Below are 16,455 nucleotides of genomic sequence, written 5' to 3'. Positions count from 1 at the left end.
TACCGTCTGGGAACCATGGACGCGCGGGTCGGCGACGCCATCATCGGGCGGGATCACCCCGCGGCTCTGCTGCGCGCCGAGTTGGATCGGGCCGCCACGAGTCACGGCGGTTTCGTCCTGGTCACCGGTGAGCCGGGCATCGGCAAGACAACCCTCGTCACGTCGGTGGCGCGGGAGGCCCGCCGGCGTGGCGCGCTCGTGCTCGGCGCGGCCTGCTGGGATTCCGACAGCGCCCCCGGCTACTGGCCGTGGGTGCAGGTCCTGCGCGCCCTGCGCCGCTCCGCCGACGACTGGGCGCTCGCCCGACCGGACGCCGAGCCGGCCCTCGTCGCCCTGCTCGGCGAGACCGGCGCCGGTGACGTGCCCGGCCTCGCCGCCACCTGGACCGCTCCGGACGAGGGCAGCCACGTCGCCGACCAGGAGGCGTTCGCCCTGTACGACGCGGTGACCGCCGCGCTGGTCGCGGTCTCGGCGCACCGGCCGGTGGTGGTCGTCCTCGACGACCTGCACTGGGCCGACCCGGCCTCGCTGCGGCTGCTGGCGTTCGCCGCCCAGCACACCTGGTTCGAGCGGCTGTTGCTGATCGGCACGTACCGCGACGCGGAGGTCGAGGCGGGCGAGCACCCGTTGCGCCCGCTGCTGATGCCGCTGGTCGCCAAGGCCACCACGATCACCCTCACCGGCCTCGCCCGCGACGAGGTGGCCGCGTTGATGGCGCGTACCGCCGGGCGGGAGCCCGACGCCGACCTGGCCGACGAGGTGCACCGGCGTACCGGTGGCAACCCCTTCTTCGTCGAACAGACCGCCCGGCTGTGGCATGCCGACGGCACGACCGGCACCATCGCGCCCGGCGTACGGGAGGCGGTGCGCCGGCGGCTCGACCAGTTGCCCGCGGCGGTGGTCGAGGCGCTGACCGTCGCCGCCGTGCTCGGCCGTGAGTTCCACCGGGAGGTCCTGGCGGCCAGCGCGGCGGCCCCGGCGGCGCAGGTCGACCGGCTGCTCGACCAGGCGGTGACCGCCCGGCTGGTGGTCGCCCGCAGCGGCGGCCGGTTCGCCTTCGCCCACGACCTGGTCCGAGAGACCCTCTACGACGGGCTCACCGCCGACGACCGGCAGGCTCGCCACGCCGTGGTGGTCCGTGCGGTGGACCCGCCGACGGCCCTGACCGACCGGCTGATCCCGGCCGACCTGGCCCGACACGCCTACCTGGCCGGCGCCGCGCTCGACCGGGCCCGGGTCGTCGAGCTGCTGGTCGCCGCCGGGCGGGACGCGTTCGCCCGGCTCGCCGCCGACGAGGCCGGGGTGCACTTCCGCCGGGCGTTGGAGATCGTCGAGGACCCGGCGCAGCGGGTCCGGCTGCTCGTCGACTTCGGTGAGGTGCAATATCACCACGCCGGTCGGGACGAGGCCGTACGCCTGCTCGCCGAGGCCGCGACGCTGGCCCGCACGCTCGACGACCCGGTGCTGCTGGCCCGCGTCGCGCTCACCGTGCACCGGTCGCGCCAGGTGGACACCATCCGCTCGGTTGACACCGCGAATCTGGTGCGCGAGGCGTACCAGCGGTTGATCGGCGAGCCGTCCGCCACCGCGTCGGTGGCCACGCTGGTGGCCGATCTGATCACCGCGACGGAGACCATCGCCCGTTCCGGCCGCGACGACGAGGCGCTCACCTTCAGCCTGTGGGCCCGCCACGACACCACCTGGGGCCTGGGCACCGCGGCGGCGAGAGCCGCTCTCACCGCCGAGATCAGGGAGGTGGCCCGCCGCTCGGGCGACCGGGAGACCGAGCTGTGGGCCACCTCGCTGCGCTGGGTGGCGTTGCTGGAACTGGGCGACCCCCGCTTCGTCGAGGAGTTCACCGCTTTCGTCACCGTGGGTCAGCAGGGTGAGATGGCCCGTCCCCGGATGGCGGCGGCCGTCGACGGCGGGATCATCGCGGCGTTCCGGGGTGACTTCGCCGAGGCGGACGAGCGGTTCACCGTCATCGCCGACCTGTCCGACCCGGGGCACGCCGAGTTCGCCTTCATGGGCCATCACCTGCGCTGGGCCCGGCTGCTGTTGCAGGGGCGGTTCGACGAGATCGACGCGCTGCTGCGCGAGTGGGCGCCGACCGACTACCCCTACCGGGAGCTGCTGTCGGCCATCACGGCGGCCGAGCGCGGCGATGACGAGACGGCGGTGCGGCTGACCGCTGTCATCGAGGCCGCCGACATCCACTACCCGCGCCCGGTGTCACCGCTGTGGCTGCGCCTGCGGGCGCAGGCCGCCGCCGCGTCCCGCGATCCGCGGCGCTGCCGCGACGCGCGGGCCGCGCTGACCCCGCACCGGGGGCAGTGGGCGGTCGGGCTCTTCGGCTGCGACATCAGTGGGCCCATCGACCACTGGCTCGCCGTGGTCGACGCCGCCGAGGAACGCTGGGACGACGCGATCGCCGGATTCACTGCGGCCCGCGAGGCCGCCGACCGGATGGGCTCCCGACCCTGGTCGCTCATCGCCCGCGCCGGGCTGGTGAACGCCCTGGCCGGCCGCGACCACCCGGGCGACGCCGCGACGCTGGCCGAGCTGCGCGCCACCACCACCCGGGACGCCACCGCCCTCGGCATGCGACAGGTGCTCCTCCGGCTCGCCGTCCCGGAACCGGTCGGCGTCGAGCCGGGCCACGCCGGCCGGGGCGAGGACGCCGGGCCAGGCCGAGTCGGCCTCCCAGGCCGGACCACCGAGGCGGGCCAGGTCGTCGGGCGGCGCCAGGTGACGCCGCCCGACCCGCCGGCCGAGGCGTACGCGTTCCGGCGCGACGGCCCGGTCTGGCAGCTCGCGTACGCCGGAGTCGTGGCGCATCTGCCGGACGCCAAGGGCCTGCACGACCTGCACCTGCTGCTGAGTCGACCGGGCCGCGACGTGCCGGCGGTGGAGCTGCTCGATCCGGCCGCCGGGCCGGAGCTGGTGGCCGCCCGCCGGATGGGCGGCGATCCGGTCCTCGACGACGAGGCGAAGGCCCGCTACCGGCGGCACCTGACCCGCCTCGACGAGGAGATCGACCGGGCCGCCGCACGCGGCGACGAGCGCAGGGTGGCCGCGCTGGACGCCGAGCGCGGCGCGCTGCTCGACGAGCTGCGCGCCGCGGCGGGGCTGGCCGGCCGGAGCCGGCGGCTGGGCGACGAGGCCGAGCGGGCCCGCAAGACGGTCACCGCGCGGATCCGGGACACACTGCGCAAGCTCGACGAACGTCATCCGGCGCTCAGCGGTCACCTGCGTGAGTCCGTCGCGACCGGTAGCACCTGCCGCTACCTGCCGCCCGAGCCACTGCGCTGGCTGCTCTGATCCCGCCGCCGGCCAATACGGGTCAGCGGCGGTTGTACTTGTACATGGTCAACGTGCCGAAGACGAGCACGAAGCCGACGCTCCACGCCAGCAGCCACATCGTGGCGGACGGGTCCGACTCGCCGGCCATCACCGCGCGCACCGAGGCCACCAGCTGCGTCACCGGGTTGACCTTCACGAACGCCTGGAGCCAGCCCGGCATGGTGCTCGGCTCGACGAAGACGTTGCTGAGGAACGTCAGCGGGAACAGCACCATCATGCTGACCCCCATCACCGACTTCTCGCTGCGCAGGATCAGCCCGAAGAACGTCCACACCCACGAGAACGCGAACGAGAAGATCACCAGCAGCCCGATCCCGCTGGCCACCCCGGCGACACCACCGGCGGGTCGGAAGCCGAGCGCCAACCCGACGCCGAGGATGACCAGGGCGGCGAGGACGTAGCGCAGCACGTCGCCGAAGATCATGCCGACCAGGGCGGCCGGCCGCCAGACGGGCAGCGTCCGGAAGCGGTCGAAGATGCCCTTCTCGATGTCGGTGTTGAGGCCGACGCCGGTGTACATGGTGATCATCACGACGCTTGTCACCATGATGCCGGGCAGGAAGAACTGCAGGTAGTCGCGCGGGCTGTCGGCGAGGGCGCCACCGAACAGGTACGTGAACATCAGCACCATGATGATCGGGAAAGCGGTCACGTCGAACAGCTGCTCCGGCACGTGCTTGATCTTCAGCAGGGCCCGCCAACCGAAGGTGAGCGACGCCCCCAGCGCGCTGGGTCGGGACGGTCGCGCGCCCGGCGCGAGGACGGTCGCCAGCGCCTCGGCGGAGGGTACGTAGACCGACGGCGCCCGTTCGGTAGTGGTGGTGGTGTCGCTCATCGGGCTGCCTCCAGCTCGTCGTCGCGCTCGTCGGCCGACACGGCCGGATGATCGGTCAGGGCCAGGAATACCTCGTCCAGGCTCGGTTGGCCGAGGGAGAAGTCGTCGACGACGATGCCGGCGCGGGCCAGGTCACCGAGCGCGCGGGCGGCCTGCGCGCTGGCGTCGAGGTCGGTGCCCGCCTCGCCGACCCGGGCGGTCAACGCGACCGGATCCGCGGGGAGCTGCACCGGCACGTTGAGTGCCTCCCGGAGCACCTTTTCGGCCTGCGGCCGCTGACCGGGGTCGCGTAGTCGCAGGTGGACGGTGCCGGAGCCGACCGACGACTTCAGCTCGCCCGGGGTGCCCTCCGCGATCACCCGGCCGTGGTCGACGACCGCGATCCGCCCGGCGAGCTGGTCGGCCTCGTCGAGGTACTGGGTGGTCAGCAGCACTGTCGTCCCGTGCGACACCACGGCCCGGACGATCTCCCACACCTGGTTGCGGCTGCGCGGGTCGAGACCCGTCGTCGGCTCGTCGAGGAAGAGCAGGTCAGGCGTGTTGAGGATGCTCGCGGCGATGTCGATGCGCCGCCGCATTCCACCGGAGTACTTCTTCACCTGACGGTCGCTCGCCTCGGTCAGACCGAACGCGGCGAGCAGCGCCGCCGCACGCTCGCGGGCGGCCGGCTTGCGCAGGCCGAGCAGGCGGGCGAGGAGCACCAGGTTCTCCGTACCGGTCAGGTCCTCGTCGACGGAGGCGTACTGGCCGGTGAGGCTGACCCGGCTGCGGACCTGGTCAGCCTCGGTGACCACGTCGTGCCCGAACACCCGCGCGGTGCCACCGTCGGGGCGCAGCAGCGTCGCCAGCACCCGGACCGCGGTGGTCTTGCCCGCCCCGTTCGGGCCGAGCAGGCCGTAGACGGTGCCGGCGGGCACCCGCAGATCCATGCCGGCCAGCGCCCGGGTCTCCCCGAACGAGCGGGTGAGCCCTTCGGCCTCGATGGCCAGTCCGGTGGAGCGTCTGTTCATCATCCGTACCTCTCGTCCGATGGCCGGGACGTCGTGGTTGGTGAGAGCAACGACGCCCCCACCACAGGGCGCGAGGTGAGGACCGACCGCCCGCTAGATCGGAACTAGCGGGCGCCGTTCCGGGCCGGAATGTCGGTGGGATCGGCTTGACTGGGGTCGACGAAGGGGACGGAATGGCGCAGGTACGCATCGAGCCGTGGCACGAGGATGATCTCGACCTGCTGCGGCAGCTCAACTCACCGGACACGCGCAGACACACCGGCGGCCCGGAGACCGACGAGCAGGTGCTCGCCCGGCACGACCGGTACGTGCACTTCGCCGAGGGCGGCCAGGGGTGCATGTTCACAGTGGTGCTGCCGGACGGCGCGCGGGCGGGCAGCGTCGGCTACTGGGCCCGCGAGTGGCGCGACCAACCGGTGTACGAGCTGGGCTGGGCGGTGCTGCCCGCGTACCGGAGGCAGGGGCTGGCCACCGCCGCGGTGCGCGCGGCTCTCGACGTGGTCCGCGCCCGATGGGACCGGCGCTACGCGCACGCGTACCCGTCCGTCGACAACCCCGCCTCGAACGCGGTCTGCCGCAAGGCGGGTTTCATTCTGCTGGGCGAGACGGATTTCGAGTACCCACCCGGGCACCTGATGCGTGCCAACGACTGGCAGCTCGACCTGACCGCTCCGCCGACCGACGACTGAGGTCGGCGGGGCTGCCGTCGCAGGTCACCAGGTGGTGTCGAGGCGGTGCCGCTGCTCGGCGGTCAACTCCAGCTCCACAGCGGCCAGGCTCTCCTCGAGCTGGGCCACCGAGGAGGCGCGCCCGAGGACCACAGTGGCGGCTGGAGTGCACTCCAGGTCAAGCGCGCGTCTATCACCAGGGGAGTACGCCGTACCCGCCGCCGGCGTCCATCTGGAAGCCCCAGAGCAGCCCGCTCGGGCCGTCGGCCGGCAGCGTCGCCAGGTGCACGCTCACCTCGGCGCCCTGCTCGGCCGTGCGGAAGCCGTTGTTGCCGCTCAGGTCGGTGGCGCAGTAGCCGGGGTTCGCCGCGTTCACCTTGATCGGGGTGTCCCGCAGCTCCTTGGCGTACATGGCGGTGAGCATGTTCAGCGCCGCCTTCGACGACGGGTACGGCACGGAGGTCAACCCGAACAGCGCGCCGTCCGGGTTGGTCATCACGGCGATCGAGCCGACCTCGCTGGAGACGTTGACGATCCGCGCCGCCGGCGCCCGGCGCAGCAGCGGCAGCAGCGCGTTGGTCACCGTCACCACCCCGAAGACGTTCGTCTCGTACAGCCGGCGCAGCGTCGCCACGGTCGTCTCGCTGGGCAGCCCCCGCGCACCGTCGGCGAGCACGATGCCGGCGTTGTTGACAAGCACGTCCAGTCGGCCGTACTCCGCCTCCACCCGCTTCGCGGCGGCCGTCACCGACTCGGCGTCGGTGACGTCCAGCGGCACGAACACCGCGTCCGCGCCGCCGTCGCGCAGCTCCCGCTCCGCGGCCCGGCCCCGCTCGGCATCGCGCGCGCCCACCAGGACGGTCATCCCGAGACCGCCCAGCTGTCGGGCGGTGGCGAAGCCGATTCCCTTGTTGGCCCCGGTGATCAGGGCGATCGTGTTCGTCATGCCGTCGAGCCTCACCCCGGCGACGGCCCGCGGACAGGGACGGGTCGAGCCTGGGACCGGCGGTACCACCCTGGCTGACCCCGCCCGAGGCATGCTGGGGCAATGACGAGCAGCGGCCTGCGACGTGACGAACTGGCGGCGTTCCTGCGCACCCGCCGCGCCCGCCTGAGCCCCGCCGAGGTCGGCCTCCCCGACGGGACACGTCGGCGCACCCCCGGGCTGCGTCGACAGGAGGTCGCTCAGCTCGCCGGGATGTCGATCGACTACTACATCCGCCTGGAGCAGGGCCGCGGGCCACACCCGTCCCGGCAGGTGCTCGCCGCGATGGCCCGGGCGCTGCTGCTCAGCCGCGACGAGCGGGAGTATCTGTTCCGGATCGCTGGGGAGCACCCGCCCGCGACCGTCGGCCCGAGCCGGGAGGTGACCCCCGGGCTGCGGCACCTGCTCGACGCCATGACCGAAACCCCGGCGTACCTCGTCGACGCCGCGTACCACGTGCTGGCCTGGAACCGTCTGGCCACGTACTTCGTGGGGGATCTCGCGGCCGTGCCGGACGCCGGGCGCAACATGATCCGCTGGACGTTCCGGCAGCCGATGACCGACGCCCACTGGACCGACGCCGACGTACGCCGGTTCGTGCACAGCACGGTGGCGGATCTGCGGGCCGCCTACGGCCGCTATCCGGCGGACCCGGCAATCCGCGAGCTGGTCACCGAACTGCTCGGCACCTCGCCCCGCTTCGCTCGCCTGTGGGCCGAGCACGAGGTCGAGGAGCGCCGTCCCATCGTGAAGCGGGTGGCGCATCCCGAGCTGGGGCCGCTGAAGTTCGAGTGCCGGGTGCTGCTGGTGCCGGAGACCGAGCAGCGGTTGATCGTCTACGTTGCCGAGCCCGGCTCGCCGACCCAGGCGGTGTTCCGTCGACTCGCCGAGCGCGTCGGCTCGTGAACCTTTCGAGAAGGAGCGCGCTGCCGCTCAGTCACGCAGATGACTGAGCGGCAGCGCCGTCATTCGAGCGTCAGCGGGGCACGTAGGCGAAGGTGTCCGGGTTCGGGCCCTGCCGCCCGGCCTCGCCCTTGTTCAGTGCGGTGATCCGCTCCATCGCCGCGTCGTCCAGCTCGAAGTCGAAGATGCGGGTGTTCTCCTCGATCCGCTTCGGCGTGGTCGACTTCGGGAAGATGATGTCGCCGCGCTGCACGTGCCACCGCAGCACGACCTGCGCCGGGGTGCGACCCACCTGCTCGGCGATGTCGACGATGGTCGGGTCGTCCAGCACCTTGCCCTGCGCGATCGGCGACCACGCCTCGGTGGCGATGTCGTGCTCGCGGCCGTAGGCGCGGACCTCGTCGTTGGTGAAGTACGGGTGCGCCTCGATCTGGTTGACCGCCGGCACCACGCTCGCCTCGTCGATCAGCCGCTGCAGGTGCGGCACCTGGAAGTTCGACACGCCGATCGAGCGGGCCCGACCGTCGCGCTGGAACTCCTCCAGCACCTTCCAGGTCGAGACGTAGTCGCCGTCGTACAGCGTCGGCAGCGGCCAGTGGATCAGGAACAGGTCGATGTAGTCCATCTTCAACGCGGCCAGCGTCGAGTCGAACGCCTTGCGGGCGTCGTCCGGGAGGTGGAAGCCGTTGTTCAGCTTGCTGGTCACGTAGACGTCGCCCCGGTCGAGGCCGGACATGCGGATCGCCTCGCCGACCTCGGCCTCGTTGCCGTACATCTCGGCGGTGTCGATGTGCCGGTAGCCCGTCTCCAGGGCCGTGGTCACCGCCGCGACGGTGTCCTTCGGCTCGATCTGGAACACCCCGAAGCCGAGCTGCGGGATGGTGGTGCCGTCGTTCAGGCTGATATCAGGAATCGTGACTGCCACTGCGGCTCCTTCGCGTCTTCGTTACCCATCATCCATACCCGCGCGGGTGGACGATTCACCGTCCAACGCGAGGTGACGAGCGCAACGTGGGCCCGCTTCACCCGGTTGTGTCGAACAACACCGGCCAGGGCCGTGCCGCCGGCACCGAGGGCGGCGTGGGCGGCGCCGGCTCGGCGACGGCCAGCACCTCGGCGGCGAGCTGCCCGACCATCGGGGCCGCCGGATGCGCCGACCGTTGCGGCCAGACCGCCGAGGTGCGCTTCGTCAGCGAGGTGTCGGCGATCGGTCGCCACGCGATCCGGGGTTCCCGGCGGGCCAGCGTCGCCGGCTCCACGGCCACCCCACCGCCGGCCAGCACCAGCCCGAACAGGAATTCCGGGTTGCGCGCCGGCCGCACCCGCTCCGGCCGCCACCCGTGCCGCCGGCACACCGTGAGCAGGTGGTCGTGCCAGCCCGGCGCGGTGGCCCGGGGCGCGGCCACCAGGTCAAGGCCGGCCAGCGCCGCGAGCGGCACCTCCCGGCCGCGGGCCAGCGGCGAGGTCCGCGGCAGCAACACCCCCAGGGGTACGTCCACCGGGGCGCCGAAGCGCAGCCCGTCCGCCTCGACCGGATGGTGCACGAGCCCCACGTCCAACCGCCGCTCGGTGAGCATCCGCACCTGCTCGGCGGTGGTCAGCTCGTGCAACTCCACGTCCAGGCCGGGCGCCCGGCCGGTGAGCTGGTCCAGCAGCGCGCGCAGCGTCACCGCCGGGGTCTCCGGCGGCACACCCGCACGCAGGATGCCCAGTTCGCCCGCGCGGACCTGCCCCATGAGGTTGCGCAGCCGGCCCTCGCCGGCGAGCAGTTCCTCCGCCTCGGCGAGCAGCAGACCGCCGGCGGTGGTGAGCCGCACCTGGCGGCGGGAGCGGTCGAACAGCTCGACCGCGAGTTCCCGTTCCAGCCGCTGGATCGACTGACTCAACGGCGGCTGGGCCATCCCGAGCAGATCCGCCGCCCGCCCGAAGTGCAGCTCGTGGGCGACCACCACGAAGTGCCGCAGGTGCCGGAGCAGGTCCACGGCCCGGACCCTACGCCAGCGGCGGAGCACCGCCACTGGATACCGTGCCCGGGTGGACGTCAGGGAGCGGATCGAGGCCATCTTCGCGGGCGTCGGGGTGACCGCCAGCCTGCACGCCGTGGACCTGGACGCCGTGGACCTGGACGCCGTGGACGCGGTCGACCCGGACGCGGTGGACCGGCAGGTCGGGGTGCGGGCCGACGAGCAGGTGGTGATCGCGTCGATCTTCAAGATCCTGCTGGTGCTGGAGTTCGCCCGGCAGGTCGACGCCGGCCAGCTCGACCCCACCGAACGGGTCCTGGTCACCGCCGCCGACCGGCTCGGCGGGTGGGGGCTGGCCGGCTGCGTCGACGACGCCGAGGTGTCGCTGCGCGACCTCGCGTACTTCGCCATGTCGGTCAGCGACAACACGGCCGCCGACCTGCTGCTGCGCCGGGTCGGCCCGGACCTGCTGCCGATGCTCGCCGCCGAGCTGGGCCTCACCCGCACCCGCGTTCTCGGCGGTCCTCGGGAGCTGGTCGAGATGATGCTCGCCGACGTGGGGGCGCGGACCGAGGCGGAGTTCGCCCGGATCTTCCCGACGCTGCCGGCGGAGCGGGTCCAGGCGATGCGGGTCTTCGACCCCGCGCACACCACCAGCAGCACCGCCCGGGAGATCACCCGGCTGCTCACCCTGATCTGGCGGGACGAGGCCGGGCCGCCGGCGGCCTGCGCGATGGTCCGCGGCTGGATGGCCCGGCAGCTCTTCTGGACCCGGCTGGCCGCCGGCTTCCCGCCCGGCGTCCGGGTCTCCGGCAAGACCGGCACCCTGCCCGGCCTGCACCTGGAGGCCGGCGTCGCCGAATATCCCGACGGCGGCCGGTACGCCATCGCCGTCTTCGCCCGCGCCGACGAGCTGACCCCGCGCCGGATCGACGTGGACCTGGCGATGGGAACGGCCGCCCGCACGGCCGTCGAGGCGCTGCGCGGCGACTGAGTTTCCGGGCGTCCGAGCGCCGAAGGGCAGTCGTTGAGCAGGCACGATATGCCATGCCATATGGGAGCTGACAGCGTTCGATCTTGGACCGGGACGCGGTGGCGCTGGTTGGCTCGTGCCGACCGATCAACCGAGCACGGGGAGTAGATCCGCATGTCCAACCTCGACCGCCGTCGCTTCCTGCGGGACGCCGCAGCCACCACCGCCCTGGTCTCGGCCGGCGGCCTCGCCGCCACCTCGACCACCCCGGCCCAGGCCGCGCCGCCGGCCGCCGCGCCGACGCCCGAACGCCGCCGCACCGGCGCGGTCAGCTTCCGCTGGTGGGGTACGGCCGGCTGGCGCATCGACATCGCCGACCGGACCGTCCTGGTCGACCCGTTCCTCAGCCGGATCGACACCGGGCTGTTCTCCGGCGCGTTCACGACGGACACCCCGTTGACCGTGCGCGCCGACGTGATCGACCCGCGCGTCGAGAAGGCCACGACCATCCTGGTCACGCACACCCACTGGGACCACTACATGGACGTCCCGTACATCGCGGCGCGTACCGGCGCGCGGGTGTTCGGCACGCTCACCGCGTACCACCTGGGGTTGGCCTACGGGGTGCCGTCGACGCAGCTCATCGCCGTGAAGGGCGGGGAGGTGCTCGACTTCGGCGACCACAGCGTCGAGGTGGTCGGCACGCTGCACAGCCGCAACGCGTCGTACTCCGTGGCCTTCCCCGGAGTGCGGGTGAGCCAGCCGGCGCGACCGGCGACCATCGCCGACCTCCCGGAGGGCGACACGCTGGGCTACCTGCTGCGGGTCGAGCGCGGCCCGTCGGTCTACTTCACCGGAGCCAGCGACGTCGCCGAGCGCAACCTGACCGGGCTGGCGCCGGACGTGGCGATGGTGGCCATGCAGAGCGCCACCACCACCGGCGACTACCTGCCCCGGCTGCTGGCCGGTCTGGACTACCCGAAGGTCGTGGTGCCGGTGCACTGGGACAACTTCGAGACGCCGTTGCGGAACCCGCCGGTCGTCGCGCCGGCCGACCGCGACCGGCTCGACGAGATGATCGCGGCGGTGCGTCGGATCTCGCCGCGCAGCCGGGTGCTGGTGCCCGAGTACGAGACCGCGTACCACTTCTGACCGGTCCCGGGCGGGCGCCCGCGCCCGCCCGGTCAGCCGGCGGCCAGCTCCGCCAGGGCGCGCACCGACTTCCAGTTGCGGGTGGTGGCCACCACGCCGAGCTTCTTCTCCAGGTAGGCGTTGGTGAACTTCGTCCGGCCGTAGCCGCCGTCGGGGAAGTGCAGGAAGACCTCCCGACCGGTCACCGTGAACGACACGTTCTCGCCGCCGGGCACGGCGAGCGCGTCCACCGTGGCCTTTGTCGGAGGGGTCGCCAGGAAGGCCACCAGCAGGAGCTTCGGATCGTCCTCGACCTCGGCGTACGGGTTGCCACCCGCCACCGCCGCCAACTCCCGGCCGCTGCGGACCAGCACCGGCACGGTCAGCCCCAGCTCGTCGGCGAGCGCCCGCTCGATGCCGGCGGCCAGCTTCTCCGCGTCGCGCACGGTGCTGCTGAAGGCCACGTTGCCGCTCTGCAGGTACGTCGCGACGTCCTCGTGCCCGAGGTCGGTGACGATCCGGCGCAGGTCGGCCATGGCGAGGCGGGTGGTGCCGACGTTGACTCCGCGCAGCAGCGCGACGTACCGGGTCATGGCTCCTCCTGGGTGCACGGCCGACCGGCTCAGCGTAGGTCGGGCGGCCACGGTCCGCCGGGAGCCACCAGGCCCGTTTCGTGTACGACAAGCGGCGCCCCCCGACAGGCCGCCCTGGCCGCTACCGTCGACGGATGCGATTCGCGCGCCCGGTCGGGCTGCTCCTGAGTGCCGCCGCCGTGCTGCTCTGGGCGGTCGGCATGACGGTGTGGCAACCGTTGACCGAGCCGATCGGCCCGTGGTCGGAGCGGCTGCCGGGCAACAACGCCTACTGGGCACGGGATCTGCGGTTCGTGGCGATCGTCGCGATCGTGCTCGGGCTGCTGCTGGCCGGCCGGGGGCAGCTCCGGTGGAGCGCTCCGGCGGTCGTGCTCGGCGGGCTCTGGATCGCGGCCGACGTGGCGATCGACCGGGCCGACCCGGGCGGCACGGGGTCGACCATCCTGCTCGCCGTCTCCGGTGCGGCGGTGCTCGGGGTGCTGGCGGCCGTCCTCGCGTGGCGGGACCGCGGCAGGCCCCCCACCACCGACCGGCGGGTGTTGACCGGCACGGCCTGCGTGGCAGGGGTGCTGGCGGTGGTGGCCGCCGGCATCGAGTCACCGACCGACCGGGAGCCGGAGCTGACGCCGGCGGCCTTCGCCACCGGCGTACTCCTGGTCGCCCTGACCGTCGTCGTCGCCCTGGCGGCGGCACCGGCCCGCACCCGGGGCCGCTGTCTGCTGGCCGTCGGGCTCGGCGCGGTCGCCGTCGGCGGTGTCGCGCTGGGCCGGACGGTCCCGCCCGGCCCGCGCATCCTGCCGATGATCGCGCTCGGCGGGGTGCTGCTCACCGGCGTCACCCTGCTGGCGTGGGACTGGCCGGGCGGTCGGCCGGTGTGGCGGCGGCACGCGCGCTAGCTACTCCACGACCGGCAGCACGACCTCGTTGCGGCGCAGGAACCACGGCTTCCACGGCGGGTCGAAGCGCACGTACCGGATCGCGCCGGTCGGTTGCAGCCCGGCCGCGGTCACCGACCGGCCGAGCATGGTGGCCCGCTGACTGAACGCCTGCTCCGTCCACCGCCCGGAGAACCGCATCGCCGCCGCCAGGCGTGCCGGAACCTCGCGGATGCGCACCCGGGTGTCCACCGGCTCGGGCAGGGTGGCAGTGGTGAAGGTGGCCGGCATGACGAACTGGATCAGGTACGCGCCCGGCCGCTCACCCTCGATCTGGACCACCGGCACGGTCATGGCGATCTTCTCCGAGTCGCTGGCCGCCGACATCACCGGCCCGGCCGAGCCGATCGGGTGCCGGGCCCGGTTGGCGCCCCCGATGTAGGCGGCCAGCGGCCGGAACGCCTCGATCGGGGCCCGGGTGAACGACGCCTGGATCTGCACCTCGGCCACCAGGTGAGCCGGGTAGCGGCGCAGCTCGAAGCCGGGGTGTCGGGACACCACCCGGTACGGCTGCTGCTCGGTCATCGCGCGCTCCCAGGATCTCCTGGGACAGACGCTACCGCCCCTCCCGCTCCCGCTCGGCCGAAGTCGGTTGTCCCGCACCGGGGACGACGACCCGCCAGTACTGGCGTTTGCCCTCGTCGCGCAGCACCACCCCGAGCCGGCCCAGCTCCCGCCGCAGCTCCCGGGCGTCGTCGCGGCGGTCCCGCTCGATGGCGCGCTCCCGGGCACGCAGCAGCGCGTCCGCGCCGGCGGGCAGACCGGGCAGGTCGGGCACCCACAGCCGGTACGCCAACCGGTGGGGATCGTCGTCCGCCCAGGCCCAGCCGTGCGCGCGGAACGCGGCGGCGAGCCGGGCGGCGGGCAGGTCCGTCGACTCCCGGACCAGTTCCGCCCCGTCGGGGTCGAGCAGCACCAGGTGCTTGTCGGCGACGAAGACGACCCGGGTGTCGGCGCGTGCGACGGTCCGGTTCTGGTCGGCGCGGCGCAGCCGGACCTGCGCCGCGTCGACGCTGACGATCAGCCGTTCGGCGGTGCCGATCCCGGCGAGGACCAGGCCGGCCAGGGCGCCCACGGCGATCGTGCCGGCGGTGGCCTGCGGCTCGGGCAGCCGGTCCAGCCACTCGACGAGGTCGCTGAACGGCACCCAGGGCAGCCGGGCGAGCCAGCCTGTCGTCGCCGCGAGGAGCCATCCGGCCCCCGCGCCGAGCAGCGGGAAACCACCCCACAGGACCGCCAGCTCCAGCGGCCCGCCGCTGACCGTGGTGCGCGGACGGTAGCCGGCCAGGTCCATGGTCAGGACACCTCGCGGCGGAGCGTCCGGACCATGCCGACGGCCAGTGGCAGGACCATCCAGACCAGCAGGGACACCGCCATCCGCCCCCACTGCTCACCGGTGAGCGCGTCGCTGCTGAACAGCGGTTCCATCGTCTTGTTGGTGTCCAGCCAGCCGGATGGGCCGCGCAGGGGCCGGACCATCTCGCCGAGCACCGCCCACAGGGTGGGCAGCAGCAGATACCCCACGATCGCCAGCGGTGGATTGAGCAGCAACAGACCGAAGGCCGCACCCATCAGCACGCTGGCGACCTGGAGGATCGCCGCGTTCAGCAGCAGCGACCAGTCGAACTGCCAGGTGCCCGCGCCGCCGGTGGCGGACGCCACGAGCGTGCCGACGGCGGCGACGGCCAGGCTGGCCAGCACCGAGGCGAGCGCGGTGAGCAGCACGGCGATCAGCTTCGCCCCGATCACCCGCTCACGGCGGGGCACCAGGGCGTACGTGGTGAGGGCGGTGCGTTGCGACCACTCGCTGGTGATCGACAGGATGCCCAGCACCGGCAGCAGCACCGACACCGGCAGCAGCGACGGGACGAAGAAGTCGAGGAACGCCTGGTCGGCGTCCTTGGCGTAGATCAACTGGAGCGTGACGATCACGGCGGTGACCAGGCCGATGGTGATCAGCAGCCAACGGCCGGCCCGGGTGTCGACGAGCTTGCGCAGCTCCACGGCGGTGAGCCGGAGCAGCGACGGACGGCGTACCGCCGGGTGCTGCCGGGGCGCGACGGCGCCGGCGGCGGGTGCGATGGTGGTGGTCATCGGACGGCCTCCTTGGTGGACTCGCCGGCGGTGAGGGTGAGGAACAGCTGTTCGAGGCCACCGCTGCCGGCGGGGCGCAGCTCGGCCAGGGCGACGCCCGCGTCCGCGGCGGCCTGGCCGACCGTCTCGGCGTCGGCCTGCACGAGCAGCCCGTCGGTGCCGTCGGTGGCGCTCAGACCCGCCGCGCCCAGTGCCCGGCGCAGTGCCGCGCCGTCGCGGGCCCGCACGAGCGTGCCGCCGCCGGCGAGCAGTTCGTTCTTGTCGCCCTGGGCCACGATCCGGCCGCCCCCGATCACCACCAGCCGGTCCGCGACCGCCTCCACCTCGCGCAGCAGGTGGGAGGTGAGCAGCACGGTGCCGCCCCGGTCGGCGAAGTCGCGCAGCAGGCCGCGCATCCAGAAGATCCCCTCCGGGTCCAGGCCGTTGGCCGGCTCGTCGAGGATCAACACCCGGGGGTCGCCGAGCAGCGCGTGCGCCAGCCCGAGCCGCTGGCGCATGCCCAACGAGTACGCCCGTACCCGACGCTTCGCCGCCACCGCGTTCAACCCGACCAGGTCGAGCTTCGCGGCGACCTCGCGCCCGTCCAACCCCATGGTGTACGCGGACAGCGTCAACGCCTCGCGGCCGGTGCGCCCGGCGTGCTGGGCGGAGGCGTCCAGCAGCACCCCGACCTCGCGCCCCGGGTTGGGCAGGTCGCGGTAGGGGCGCCCGGAGACGGTGGCCCGGCCGGCCGTCGGCGCGGTGAGCCCGCAGATCATCCGCATGGTGGTCGACTTGCCGGCGCCGTTGGGGCCGAGGAAGCCCGTGACCGTGCCCGGTTCGCACTGGAACGACACGTCGTCCACCGCCGGGTGTGGCCCGTATCGCTTGGTGAGGTTCTCCACGGTGATCATGCCGACGAGCGTGCCCGCGCCACCCGGCCATCCGCTGCGGCCGCCGGTCGGTGCCGTACCGACCTTGGTCGACGCTCCGGTCGATACTTTGGTAGCTGGCTGCCGGTG

16 protein-coding genes are annotated in these 16,455 nt (G+C 73.3%); 6 read left to right on the top strand and 10 right to left on the bottom strand.

Going from position 1 to position 16,455, the window contains the following annotated elements; translation table 11 throughout:
- Positions 1 to 15: 15 nt before the first annotated feature.
- Positions 16 to 3,321 carry an AAA family ATPase gene (locus ABZU46_RS08810; RefSeq protein ID WP_354855859.1) on the top strand — a complete coding sequence of 1,102 codons (3,306 nt, stop codon included), beginning with the start codon at positions 16 to 18 and terminating at the stop codon, positions 3,319 to 3,321.
- A 22-nt stretch (positions 3,322 to 3,343) separates the two neighbouring features.
- Here ABZU46_RS08810 and ABZU46_RS08805 read toward each other — a convergent pair whose 3' ends face one another.
- Positions 3,344 to 4,198: an ABC transporter permease gene (locus ABZU46_RS08805; protein ID WP_354855858.1), complete on the bottom strand. Its 855-nt coding sequence runs from the start codon at positions 4,196 to 4,198 to the stop codon at positions 3,344 to 3,346.
- Positions 4,195 to 5,208: an ATP-binding cassette domain-containing protein gene (locus ABZU46_RS08800; RefSeq protein WP_354855897.1), complete on the bottom strand. Its 1,014-nt coding sequence runs from the start codon at positions 5,206 to 5,208 to the stop codon at positions 4,195 to 4,197. Before ABZU46_RS08800 ends, ABZU46_RS08805 begins: the two co-directional genes overlap by 4 nt.
- A gap of 173 nt (positions 5,209 to 5,381) precedes the next feature.
- On the opposite strand from ABZU46_RS08800, the gene ABZU46_RS08795 reads away from it, so the two are divergent.
- On the top strand, positions 5,382 to 5,897 hold the full coding sequence (locus ABZU46_RS08795) for a GNAT family N-acetyltransferase (protein ID WP_354855857.1): 516 nt from the start codon (positions 5,382 to 5,384) through the stop codon (positions 5,895 to 5,897).
- 172 nt (positions 5,898 to 6,069) lie between these two features.
- On the opposite strand, the gene ABZU46_RS08790 is transcribed toward ABZU46_RS08795, so the two are convergent.
- Entirely contained in the window at positions 6,070 to 6,822 is a 753-nt protein-coding gene (locus tag ABZU46_RS08790) for an SDR family oxidoreductase (protein ID WP_354855856.1), read from the bottom strand.
- 102 nt (positions 6,823 to 6,924) lie between these two features.
- Here ABZU46_RS08790 and ABZU46_RS08785 point away from each other — a divergent pair, with 102 nt between their 5' ends.
- Positions 6,925 to 7,767, top strand: coding sequence for a helix-turn-helix transcriptional regulator (locus tag ABZU46_RS08785; protein ID WP_354855855.1), 843 nt, complete (start codon positions 6,925 to 6,927; stop codon positions 7,765 to 7,767).
- Positions 7,768 to 7,837: 70 nt separating this feature from the next.
- Here the strand turns inward: ABZU46_RS08785 and ABZU46_RS08780 are convergent, their stop codons facing one another.
- Positions 7,838 to 8,689, bottom strand: coding sequence for an aldo/keto reductase (locus ABZU46_RS08780; protein ID WP_354855854.1), 852 nt, complete (start codon positions 8,687 to 8,689; stop codon positions 7,838 to 7,840).
- A gap of 97 nt (positions 8,690 to 8,786) precedes the next feature.
- On the bottom strand, positions 8,787 to 9,746 hold the full coding sequence (locus ABZU46_RS08775; protein WP_354855853.1) for a LysR family transcriptional regulator: 960 nt from the start codon (positions 9,744 to 9,746) through the stop codon (positions 8,787 to 8,789).
- A 52-nt stretch (positions 9,747 to 9,798) separates the two neighbouring features.
- On the opposite strand from ABZU46_RS08775, the gene ABZU46_RS08770 reads away from it, so the two are divergent.
- Both ABZU46_RS08770 and ABZU46_RS08765 read left to right on the top strand, forming a co-directional pair.
- Entirely contained in the window at positions 9,799 to 10,722 is a 924-nt protein-coding gene (locus tag ABZU46_RS08770) for a serine hydrolase (RefSeq protein WP_354855852.1), read from the top strand.
- A 153-nt stretch (positions 10,723 to 10,875) separates the two neighbouring features.
- Positions 10,876 to 11,853: an MBL fold metallo-hydrolase gene (locus tag ABZU46_RS08765; RefSeq protein ID WP_354855851.1), complete on the top strand. Its 978-nt coding sequence runs from the start codon at positions 10,876 to 10,878 to the stop codon at positions 11,851 to 11,853.
- Between the two features lie 32 nt (positions 11,854 to 11,885).
- Here the strand turns inward: ABZU46_RS08765 and ABZU46_RS08760 are convergent, their stop codons facing one another.
- Positions 11,886 to 12,425 carry a DUF1697 domain-containing protein gene (locus ABZU46_RS08760; RefSeq protein ID WP_354855850.1) on the bottom strand — a complete coding sequence of 180 codons (540 nt, stop codon included), beginning with the start codon at positions 12,423 to 12,425 and terminating at the stop codon, positions 11,886 to 11,888.
- Positions 12,426 to 12,559: 134 nt separating this feature from the next.
- Between ABZU46_RS08760 and ABZU46_RS08755 the strand changes: the two genes are divergently transcribed.
- A complete protein-coding gene (locus tag ABZU46_RS08755) occupies positions 12,560 to 13,321 on the top strand; it encodes a hypothetical protein (protein ID WP_354855849.1) in 762 nt (253 codons plus the stop codon).
- Here the strand turns inward: ABZU46_RS08755 and ABZU46_RS08750 are convergent, their stop codons facing one another.
- From ABZU46_RS08750 to ABZU46_RS08735, 4 genes are read right to left on the bottom strand one after another with little or no spacing between them, the layout of a single operon-like run.
- Complete coding sequence (locus ABZU46_RS08750; protein ID WP_354855848.1) at positions 13,322 to 13,885, bottom strand: heme-binding protein; 564 nt, start codon at positions 13,883 to 13,885, stop codon at positions 13,322 to 13,324.
- 31 nt (positions 13,886 to 13,916) lie between these two features.
- Positions 13,917 to 14,654, bottom strand: coding sequence for a hypothetical protein (locus tag ABZU46_RS08745; protein WP_354855847.1), 738 nt, complete (start codon positions 14,652 to 14,654; stop codon positions 13,917 to 13,919).
- Positions 14,655 to 14,656: 2 nt separating this feature from the next.
- Positions 14,657 to 15,454 (bottom strand): ABC transporter permease, encoded by a 798-nt coding sequence (locus ABZU46_RS08740; protein WP_354855846.1) that lies wholly within the window; start codon positions 15,452 to 15,454, stop codon positions 14,657 to 14,659.
- A complete protein-coding gene (locus ABZU46_RS08735; protein ID WP_354855845.1) occupies positions 15,451 to 16,347 on the bottom strand; it encodes an ATP-binding cassette domain-containing protein in 897 nt (298 codons plus the stop codon). Before ABZU46_RS08735 ends, ABZU46_RS08740 begins: the two co-directional genes overlap by 4 nt.
- Between the last annotated feature and the right edge of the window lie 108 nt (positions 16,348 to 16,455).

The organism is Micromonospora sp. NPDC005197, assembly GCF_040608295.1.
GTDB lineage: Bacteria > Actinomycetota > Actinomycetes > Mycobacteriales > Micromonosporaceae > Micromonospora.
This window is presented reverse-complemented; position numbering and strand designations above follow the sequence as displayed.